The sequence below is a fragment of the Nocardioides sp. genome, assembly GCF_035576065.1.
GTDB lineage: Bacteria > Actinomycetota > Actinomycetes > Propionibacteriales > Nocardioidaceae > Nocardioides.
Map to the genome: position 1 here is coordinate 25,110 of NZ_DATLWX010000048.1, position 9,955 is coordinate 35,064.

Genomic DNA, 9,955 nt, shown 5'->3' on the forward strand with positions numbered 1-9,955 from the left:
ACGAGAGACGATCGCCTCGCACGTCCGACCGCACGGAGGAGCTCCATGACACAGACGCACGCTGCCGACCGCCACGACCTGATCCGGGTGCAAGGTGCGCGGGAGAACAACCTCAAGGACGTCAGCGTCGAGATCCCCAAGCGCCGCTTGACGGTGTTCACCGGGGTGTCGGGATCGGGCAAGAGCTCCTTGGTCTTCGCCACGATCGCGGCGGAGTCGCAGCGGATGATCAACGAGACGTACAGCGCCTTCGTGCAGGGCTTCATGCCCTCGCTCGCGCGCCCTGAGGTGGACTTCCTCGAAGGGCTGACGACGGCCATCATCGTCGACCAGGAGCGGATGGGAGCCAACCCTCGATCCACGGTCGGCACCGCGACGGACGCCAACGCCATGTTGCGGATCCTCTTCAGTCGGGTGGCGACGCCGCAGATCGGTCCGCCGACGGCCTACTCGTTCAACGTGCCGACGCGCAGGGCGAGCGGCGTCATGTCGACCGACAAGGGCGGCCGGGTCGAGAAGAGCGTGGTCCGCGACGCTGTCTACCTCGGCGGGATGTGCCCTCGCTGCGAGGGCATGGGCACCATCAACGACATCGACCTGACGGCGTTGTACGACGACACGTTGTCCCTCAACGGCGGTGCGCTGCGAGTCCCCGGCTATTCGATGGACGGCTGGTACGGCCGTCTCTTCGAGGGGATGGGGCTGCCCATGGACAAGCCCATCGCGACGTTCACCTCGAAGCAGCTCGACACGATGCTCCACGCGGAGCCGACCAAGATCAAGGTGGAGGGGATCAACCTCACCTTCGAGGGGATCATCCCGAAGATCCAGAAGTCGATGCTGTCCAAGGACCCCGAGGCGATGCAACCGCACGTGCGCCGGTTCGTGGAGAGCGCGGTCGCCTTCCAGACCTGCCCCGACTGCGAGGGGACGCGGCTGACCCAGGAAGCGTTGTCGTCGAGGATCAAGGGCCAGAACATCGCCGAGCTGTGCCAGATGCAGATCAGCGACCTGGCCGAGTGGATCCGCGCCCTCGACGAGCCCTCGGTCACGCCGCTGGTCAAGGGGCTGCAGCACCTCCTCGACGCCTTCGCCGACATCGGTCTGGGATATCTCTCGCTCGACCGCCCCGCGGGCACCCTGTCCGGGGGTGAGGCACAACGGACCAAGATGATCCGGCATCTCGGGTCGTCGCTCACCGACGTCACCTACGTCTTCGACGAGCCCACCATCGGGCTGCACCCGCACGACATCGAACGCATGAACAAGCTGCTCCTCCAGCTCCGCGACAAGGGAAACACCGTGCTGGTGGTCGAGCACAAGCCAGAGACGATCTCGATCGCCGACCACGTCGTCGACCTCGGACCGGCGGCCGGCACGGCGGGCGGCGAAGTCTGCTTCGAAGGAACTGTCGACGGCCTGCGAGCCAGTGACACGACCACCGGACGCCACCTCGACGACCGTGCTGTCCTCAAGGAGCTGGTGAGGGCTGCGGCGGGCAAGCTCTCAGTCGAGAAGGCCTCAACCCACAACCTGAAGGACGTCAGCGTCGACATCCCGCTGGGCGTGCTCTGCGTGATCACCGGCGTGGCGGGGTCGGGCAAGAGCTCCCTGATCGGTGGCTCGGTGGCCGGCCGCGACGAGGTGGTCGTGGTCGACCAGGGAGCGATCAAGGGCTCGAGGCGCAGCAACCCGGCGACGTACACCGGGATGCTCGAGCCGATCCGCAAGGCCTTCGCCAAGGCCAACGGGGTGAAGCCCGCGCTCTTCAGCTCCAACTCCGAGGGCGCCTGTCCGACCTGCAACGGTGCCGGCGTGATCTTCACCGAGCTCGGGGTGATGGCCACCTTCGAGTCGCCGTGCGAGGAGTGCGAGGGCAAGCGCTTCCAGGCGGCCGTGCTGGACTACACGTTGGGAGGCAAGAACATCGCCGAGGTCCTGGCCATGTCGGTCACCGAGGCCACGTCGTTCTTCGACGGGGGAGAGGCCCGGACCCCGGCCGCTCACAAGGTCCTGGAACGGCTCTCGGACGTCGGTCTGGGCTATCTCAGCCTCGGGCAACCGCTGACGACGCTGTCCGGCGGGGAGCGCCAGCGGCTCAAGCTGGCGACGCAGATGGCCGAGAAGGGCGACATCTACATCCTCGACGAGCCCACGACCGGTCTTCACCTCGCCGACGTGGCCAACCTGCTGGGTCTGCTGGACCGGCTGGTCGACTCCGGCAAGTCGGTCATCGTCATCGAGCACCACCAGGCCGTCATGGCGCATGCCGACTGGATCATCGACCTCGGGCCGGGTGCCGGCCACGACGGGGGCACCATCGTGTTCGAGGGCACGCCTGCCGAGCTGGCCGCGAGCAGGTCGACGCTCACCGGTGAGCACCTGGCGGCGTACGTCGGGGTCTGACTCCGCCTACGTAGGGTGGCCCGGTCAGGAGGACACGCGGTTCTTGCCGGCACCCTTGGCGGCATACATCGCGGTGTCCGCCTGCCGGAGCAGCTGGGCTGCCGCGGCGTCGCGCTCTGCGGGGGTGTTGAGGGGCGCGCTCGACCCGGCACGACGGTCATGGCCGGACGCTGCCGGGACGGGTTCGTGCCGGGCGACTCCCACGCTGATCGACGTGTCGATGGGCTGACCACCGATCACGGTCTCCGCCTGCATCGAGGCGACCACGCGCTGCGCGACCGCATCGGGATCCCCGGAGCCTTCGAGAACGATGGCGAACTCGTCTCCGCCCAGGCGTGCCACCGTGTCCGAGGTGCGGACGCACTCCAGCAGGCGCGCGGCGACCAACTTGAGCACAGCGTCGCCGGCGTCGTGTCCGAGCTGGTCGTTGACCTGCTTGAAGTTGTCGAGATCGCAGAAGAGCACGCTGACGTCGGCGTCTGGATGGATCAGCGCCCGGTCGAGCCGGTCGGCGAAAAGGACCCGGTTGGCCAGGCCGGTCAAGGAGTCGTGGAGAGCACGATGCCGCAGCTGGTCCTGGGCCTCGGCAAGCGCGGTGAGGAGCCGCTGGTTCTCCGTCATGGCGAGGAACTGGTGGGTCAGCACCATCCCGACGAGAGCGACCCCGAGGAGCAGCTCGACCCGCGGCGCCCCGTTGCGCAGCAGGTCGGCGACCACGACGGCGCCGGCAACGAGGAGGGGCAGGTACGTGAGTCCGATCCGCATGCCGGAGGGGCGCGGCAGCGCGGCCTCGATCGTCCCGTGGGCTGAGTCGACGTCATGACGCGCCCAGACTCCGGCCACGCCCATCAGCAGGAAGCCGGCAACCCAGCCCCCGTTGCTGACGAGGTCGGTCGAGGAGAAGCTCGACGTGCTGGTGAGGTAGACGAAGGCGCTGTCGGCAACGGCGAACACCGTCAGACCCAGCGCCAGGATGAGCAACGACGTACGTTCACCGGTCCTGCCCCGGGTCAGCGCGATCAGCACCAAGGTGGCCATGATCAGGTCACCGATCGGGTAGGCCAGCGACAGCACGAGGGCGAAGACACCGTCTCCTGCTCCCGCTTCGACGACGGCCCCCAGCGCCGTGACCCACGACAGCACCAGCAGCGACAGGGCGATGATCCCGCCCGCGATCACGTCGCGGCTGCGCGCGACGAGCTGGTTGCCCTGCGTGCCGAGCCACAGCAGGAGGCCGAACCCCGCGGCAAGCGGGAACCCGAGGAAACCCACATCGGCCAGCGACGGGAAGGGCACTGACCGACCGAGCAGCTCGTACCACGTCCAGACGCACTGGCCCAGGCACCACGAGCCCATGCCTGCGGCGAGCCAACCCCAAACGGCCCGGTGTCGGTCCACGTTGCGTCGGGCGGCGACCGCGCAGGTGAGGGCGGCGAATCCCGCGGCCAAGATCTGACCGACGTTGCTGATGAAGTCGATGGCGAAGGCGCTCAGGCCAGGAAGTCGGAGCGCCCCGACGTAGAGGATGCTGAGCAGCAGCGCTGCACCTGCGTGGGTCCAAGCTCGCATGGTCGCGTCCTTCCTCGCCTTCCGGGCCAGGTCAGCCTGACACCGCGAAGGTCGGAGCGGGGCGAGTTGCCGGAACTGTTACGAGCGGCCCTACTGGCTGACCAGCGGCTCGTCGGCAACCGCGCCGCCCTCACGAGGCAGGCACACGCGCATCGTCGTACCCCTACCCGGCTCGCTGTCGACCTCGATCGTGCCCTCGTGGGCGGTGACGATGGCGTGCGCGATGGACAGACCGAGGCCGGAGCCCTGGATGGCGTTGTCGGTTGCGGAGGAGGCCCGGAAGAAGCGACTGAAGAGCTGGTCCTGCTCTTCGAGGGGGATGCCGATGCCGGTGTCCGAGACGGTGATGAGCGCTGCCTTCTCCTCGTCCCGCAGGGTCACCTCGATTCGACCCCCGTCAGGGGTGAACTTGATCGAGTTGCCCACGAGGTTGACCAGCACGCGTTCGACCTCGTGGGCGTCGGCCAGCAGGGTCACGGGCGAGTCCGGCACGTCCATGACCAGCTCGACCGAGCGGGTGAGGAGTTGCGTCTCAAGCAGCAGGCACACCGCCCGCACTACGGCGCCCAGGTCGGTGGGAGCCCGCTGGAGGACCAACGCGCCGGCCTCCACCTGCGAGAGCGTGAGCAGGTCCTCGACGAGTCGGATCAACCGGTGGCCGTTGCGTGCGATCCGGGCAACGACTTGCCGCTGCTCGCTGGGGAGGTCTCCGAGCGTGCCGTCGTGGAGAAGCTCCACGTAGCCGATGATGCTGGTGATCGGGGTGCGGAGCTCGTGGCTGACGTTGGACACCAGCTCTTGCTTCACTCGGTCGACCTCGCGAAGCTTGAGGACGGAGGCGTGCTCGTTCGCGAGGGCCAGGCGCAGTGCTTCATTGGCGGCATGCCGATCGGTGGTGTCCTCACCGACGCCGAGGAACCCGACAATGCGACCGTCATCGTCGGTGACCGAGGTGAGGCTGAGGGAGACGCGAACCTTGCGCTTGCCCTTTCCCACCATCTGCCAGTCCCAGGGCTCCCTGGACGCAGCCATCCTGGTGGCGAGGCTGCGGAAGTCATCCCCTGGAAGGCCCAGGCGGCGCGCCTGCTTGCCGGCCTCGTACTTCGGGTAGAACATGTTGGCGCGCCGGCCCAGGACCTCATCGGCTCGGTAGCCCAACATCAGCTCGGCGCCACGGTTGAAGCGGGTGATCCGCCCATCGGCGTCGCTGGTGATGATGAGCGTTCGGTGGGCCGACTCGAAGATCCGTTCCATCGTCGACGCCGACCGGGTGGCCTTGTCGGTGACTCGTTGCAGCCGAGCGACGCTGCCCGAGATCAGGATCGTCACGTAGGCGCTCGCCACCAGGAACAGGTAGAGCAGGATGGGGCCGGAGACGTCCTGTACCCCATCGCCTGCCTGCGCCAGAGGTCCGCGCCCCAAGAAGGTGAGGAGGTAGGCCAGGATCGACACCACGAGCAGCTGTTGGTGGGCCGACCGAGGTGATCCCCGGTTGGCGCCCCAGCTCAGCACGGCCGGGATCAGGAACAGCATGGGCAGGTCGGTCTGCGGCATTAGGACGAGCGCCACGATGGTCAGCAGGATGGTCCACTGTGCGATCAGCTCCGTCCTCGTTCCCGAGGCGACCCGGGACGCGCGGTCGAGCACGGGGAGCACGGCCAGCTGCGCAGCCAGGGAGCTGAGGAACGACATCAGCCCTGTCAGCAGAGCGTCGCGCGGCGAGACCTCCGCCAACGCGAAGACGCCGCCCAGGGAGCCGCAGAGAAGCGCCCCGGCAGCGCTCGCGACGATGAGGCGCCGCTCCCCGCTCTGGGTGCTGATCTCGAACTGCCGGTCGCCGCGGGTGAGCAGGTACCACACGAGTAGCGCCGGCCCGGTCACTGTGATGCTGCCTGCGACGCCAAAGACCGGTGACACTTCGTAGGTGCGGGTGAGGGCGGCGCCGATGACGACAGTTTCGACGAGCAACGTCCACCACAGCCAGCGGGGACCGAGGTAGACGACCAGGGCGACTGCAAACCCCACTGCGGGGAAGCCGCCGAAGGAGCGGTAGTCCAGTCCGTCCAGTGACAATGGGACCACGATCATCACCAAGCACAGCGCGACCACCAACGCACGCTTGCGCGACCAGTTGGTCGTCATGAGTCTCCATTCCTCAAATGACATGATGAAGCATGGGTCGGCGTGCTGAAGCCGAACGCTCAGTTGAGCCGGCCCGACAGTGTTGTGAGGGTTCGTCGCCGGTCAGGACGGCTGCGCGAAGGCCCTGGCCACGGCGTGCCGCCGGTCGGCCGCGACAAGCAGGTCGACGTTGTCGGTGCACTGCTCGATGCTGCCCAGCCCGACAGGCAGAGCGCGTACGAGCGGGTCGCGAATGCTGTCGACGAGCCCGGACACCAGGCGGGGGTGCACCTGGCTGTACGGCCGGTCCCAGAACGGGACCGACGCCGCCTCGGGAACTGGAAGCCCCGAGTCTGCCTGGATCGCGAGGAGATGCTCCAAGGCACCGCAGAGGTGTTCATTGCGGAGGTGCCAGTCGTCGGCCACGAGCACCTGACGCAGGATCGGACCAAGTGCCGGGGCACTGCGCAGCTCCTCGAATGCGGTGCCGCGCCACTTGGAGTACGGCGCCCAGCGCCGACCGAGCAGGAAGGCCAGGTGGACAACGGCGTCCACGAGACGCGCGGCGATGATCCGGGAACCCATGTCGTCGCCACGGTCGCCAGCACGCCCCATGAGCGGCAGCTCTTGATCGATGCGTTGCCAGCCGGAGGCGATGACATAGCGCCACACGTCGTCCGGGTACCACGCCAGGGCCGCACGCAACTCGGAGAGCGACCCGTCGGAGTCCTTGAAGACGCGGCCGCGCGTGACCTCGAGGGCGGCCTGCCCGGACACCGAGAGCCAGTCGGACACGGACGGAGACCGTCGCGGGTCGAAGCCCAGTCGATCGTGGGCGAAGCCATCGACAGTCAGGACCTCCAGCCCCAGCACCGGCTCGTCCTGTCCCGTGAAGACGAAGCGCGTCGGCCAACCGGCGTGGGTCGTGGGGAGCCTCGTCGACAAGACGGATCGGACCGCCCGCTCGTGTTCTGCAGGCACGAAGACCTGCAAGCGGAGTCCCCAGTCATGGTCCCGGGACATGTGGTCATCAAGACCAAGAACCTCCGAACCAGTCCCGATGCGGGCCGCGGCGCGGGGGAGACCGGGAAAGTTCTCGTCGAGGATGGGAGCCACGACCTTCTCCCAGTAGGACTGCGACAGTTGCAGACCGTTGTCGGGCGGCCCGGATCCTTGGCTCTGCACCTGCATGACCCTACGAGTGACCATCCCCAGCCACGTCGAGCCCGGCGATCAGGGCCGCGATCTGCTGCCACGCCGCTGCAGGAGCTAGGTTGGCGCGGACGGATCGGGTCGAGGGGGCGGGCACGTGTCGGCATACACGGTCGAACCGACTCACGAACGAGCATGGACCGACGAGCAGATGGACGAGTTGTTCGGTGAGGGCTTCCCGGCGTTTATCACTGCTGATCCCGAGGTGAAGAAGTACATTGCTCGCGTCCGCGAGTACTTCCCTCACCTCGACATCATCCTCGTGAGCGCAGCAGGAGACCCAGCGGCGACCGGGTGGGGTGTGCCCATCGCATGGACTGGTGCCGTCGCCGACCTGCCGCAGTCGTTCGCTGACATCCTTCGTCTCGCGGTGGAGGGCCACGAGTCGGGAACCGACCCGGACACGTTCGTCATCTGCGGCGGCGTCGTCCACCCTGACCTCAAGGGCACTGGCACCGCCACGGCACTACTGCGTGCGCTGGTCGAGTCGGGTCAGAAGCACGCGATGAGTCGAGTGCTTGCGCCCCTCCGGCCGACTCGCAAACATCTGTACCCGCTCATCAGCATCGACCAATACGCCTCCTGGCTCCGCGACGACGGACTGCCGTTCGACCCCTGGCTCCGGCTTCACGTGCGCGCCGGCGGACGGGTCATCGCGTTGGCTCCCGAGGCGCAGACCATGACGGGATCAGTGCAGGCATGGGAGGAGTGGGCAGGGATCGCGCTGCCCGCCACGGGCGAGTACGTCATCAAGGACGGCATGAGCGTCCTCCGGATCGACGCCGCTGCGGACGTCGGTATGTACGTCGAACCCAACATCTGGGTTCGGCACCTATGACGATGCACTGCTCGCGCGGAGACGGACCGATGTCGCGGAGGCAGTCAACGCGGCTGCCATCCGGTGTCCGTGGTCGCCTTCCAGGTGCTGCAAAATGACCTCGGCGCCGAGGTCGAGGTTGCGCGCCAGCCGGTCCAGCGGGAAGCCCCGAGTTTCCAGCACGGTCGCGAGCCAGTCGACCTGGCGATCCAGGTCCACCCATCCGTCCACCGCCCCGGCACCCCAGAACAGAAGATGCTGGTTGTCATGCACGCACCAGGCGATGCCGGCGTCGCCGTACCGCTCTGCCTCGTCCGGGAACTCGTCGCGGTAGCGGCGGCAGATCTCCTTGGCCAGAGGGACGAGCTCGACCACCGTGTCTCCCAGCCGGGCCTCGGTGGGCGGAGGAGTGCCCGAGGGCGGATCCGGACGGCGATTGCCGTCCCTCACTGGGCGACCACGTCGTAGGTGTGCATCTGCTCCAGTCGTTCCAGCGTGATCGCCTCGGCGAGCTCGGCCGGGATGCGTGCGTGGGAGGTCTTGTGGTCGTCGCTTCGCATGTAGGCCTTGAACGCGTCTCGGTCCTCCCACCGGGAGACCATCAGCACCTCGGCCGGGTCACGGTCCGAGCGCCACACCTGCAGGTCGATGAACCCCTTGTGGGACTCCACCAAGCCGGCGCGCGCCTGGAAGGCCGCGACGAGCTCGTCGGACTGGGACGGTTCCACGGTGAGCCGGGACACAGATACGTACACCCGGCTGACCCTAGTGGAGACGGGACTCCTGATCCCGCTGATGGGGGAGCGGAGCCCGCGGCCGCCTACAGGACGCGCGGTCCGGGAACCGGCGCAGCCTCGGCGGTGTATCCCGGGGGACACGAAGGAGGAGTCCATGTCACGACGTACGACGCTCGCCGCACTGCTGCTGACCTTGATCGTCCTTGTCGCCCCGCCGGCGGCGGCGAAAGGACCGACCGAGGTCAAGGTCCACGACCCCGGGACGGGAGAGACCACGCTGCTCGACTTCCCAGACCGCGGCGAGATGGGAGCGCTCCAGCTGCTCGTCGGCTGGCCGAGGGCCAAGAAGGAGCCGCGGGCGGCGGGCGAGCTCGTTCACGTCGCGACCCTGACGTGGCAGCACTGGGACGGCATGGTCGCCTGGGTCGACCGGATCTATTCAGACGGCACGGGGACAGGGTGGGTGAAGCGGCGGGACTACCTCTCGGGGTCCGGGACTGTTTCGTGGGGGCGGACATCGGCATACGCCATCAAGGCAGTGCTCTCCGAGATCCAGAGCCCCGAGAAGGGCTCGACAGCCACGATGGTCGAGCGTGCGGGCGGGATCGACCCGTGCCGCGGCGCCTCAACCCTCACGCGGGCTGGACGCAGAGTCCTTTGGGATGGGAGTCGGCCTTAGCGCTCTTCTTGCCACAGGCCTCTTCCTCGCCGTGATCCGGCGTGCCAGACGAGGGACGCGTGCGACTGTACGCCGCAGAGACCGCTCCTGTGCGGGTTTTCACTCGGGGGTGGCAAGCGCGGTGAGTCCACGCGCGCAGTGGCGCCGACCGTACCGATCGCCGAAGCTCCTACGAGAGTCGGTAGGGCAACTGATCAGACGGTGACGATGCCCTCGTGCTCGGTGCGGGCGGACTCCAGGACGGAGCGCCACGAGGCAGCCGGACGACGACGAATGAGGGCACGGCGCTCACGCTCGGTCATGCCGCCCCAGACACCCCACTCGATCTGGTTGTCGAGGGCCTCAGCAAGGCATTCGGTGCGCACGGGGCAGGAGGCACAGACCTGCTTGGCCTTGTTCTGCTCGGCTCCACGC

Annotated in this window: 9 protein-coding genes; 3 read left to right on the forward strand and 6 right to left on the reverse strand. The window is 67.8% G+C overall.

From position 1 onward, the window contains the following. The first annotated feature begins 45 nt into the window (after nt 1–45). On the forward strand, nt 46–2,406 hold the full coding sequence (locus VNJ48_RS22130; RefSeq protein WP_325605960.1) for an excinuclease ABC subunit UvrA: 2,361 nt from the start codon (nt 46–48) through the stop codon (nt 2,404–2,406). 24 nt (nt 2,407–2,430) lie between these two features. Here the strand turns inward: VNJ48_RS22130 and VNJ48_RS22135 are convergent, their stop codons facing one another. The 3 genes from VNJ48_RS22135 to VNJ48_RS22145 form a co-directional block, all read right to left on the reverse strand. Continuing rightward, nucleotides 2,431–3,975, reverse strand: a complete 1,545-nt coding sequence (locus VNJ48_RS22135; protein ID WP_325605961.1) for a GGDEF domain-containing protein — start codon at nt 3,973–3,975, stop codon at nt 2,431–2,433. A gap of 90 nt (nt 3,976–4,065) precedes the next feature. Further along, on the reverse strand, nt 4,066–6,117 hold the full coding sequence (locus VNJ48_RS22140) for an ATP-binding protein (RefSeq protein ID WP_325605962.1): 2,052 nt from the start codon (nt 6,115–6,117) through the stop codon (nt 4,066–4,068). A gap of 102 nt (nt 6,118–6,219) precedes the next feature. Further along, a complete protein-coding gene (locus VNJ48_RS22145; protein ID WP_325605963.1) occupies nt 6,220–7,281 on the reverse strand; it encodes a DUF4037 domain-containing protein in 1,062 nt (353 codons plus the stop codon). Nucleotides 7,282–7,459: 178 nt separating this feature from the next. Here VNJ48_RS22145 and VNJ48_RS22150 point away from each other — a divergent pair, with 178 nt between their 5' ends. Next, nucleotides 7,460–8,146 carry a hypothetical protein gene (locus VNJ48_RS22150; protein WP_325605964.1) on the forward strand — a complete coding sequence of 229 codons (687 nt, stop codon included), beginning with the start codon at nt 7,460–7,462 and terminating at the stop codon, nt 8,144–8,146. Here VNJ48_RS22150 and VNJ48_RS22155 read toward each other — a convergent pair. Both VNJ48_RS22155 and VNJ48_RS22160 read right to left on the reverse strand, forming a co-directional pair. After that, entirely contained in the window at nt 8,141–8,500 is a 360-nt protein-coding gene (locus VNJ48_RS22155; protein WP_325605965.1) for a hypothetical protein, read from the reverse strand. The two genes, VNJ48_RS22150 and VNJ48_RS22155, sit on opposite strands and share 6 nt — an antisense overlap. A 71-nt stretch (nt 8,501–8,571) precedes the next feature. Beyond that, nucleotides 8,572–8,880, reverse strand: a complete 309-nt coding sequence (locus VNJ48_RS22160) for an antibiotic biosynthesis monooxygenase (RefSeq protein ID WP_325605966.1) — start codon at nt 8,878–8,880, stop codon at nt 8,572–8,574. A gap of 136 nt (nt 8,881–9,016) precedes the next feature. On the opposite strand from VNJ48_RS22160, the gene VNJ48_RS22165 reads away from it, so the two are divergent. Further along, complete coding sequence (locus VNJ48_RS22165; protein ID WP_325605967.1) at nt 9,017–9,541, forward strand: hypothetical protein; 525 nt, start codon at nt 9,017–9,019, stop codon at nt 9,539–9,541. 194 nt (nt 9,542–9,735) lie between these two features. Here the strand turns inward: VNJ48_RS22165 and VNJ48_RS22170 are convergent. Next, on the reverse strand, nt 9,736–9,955 hold a 220-nt coding region (locus VNJ48_RS22170; protein ID WP_325605931.1), incomplete at its 5' end, for a WhiB family transcriptional regulator.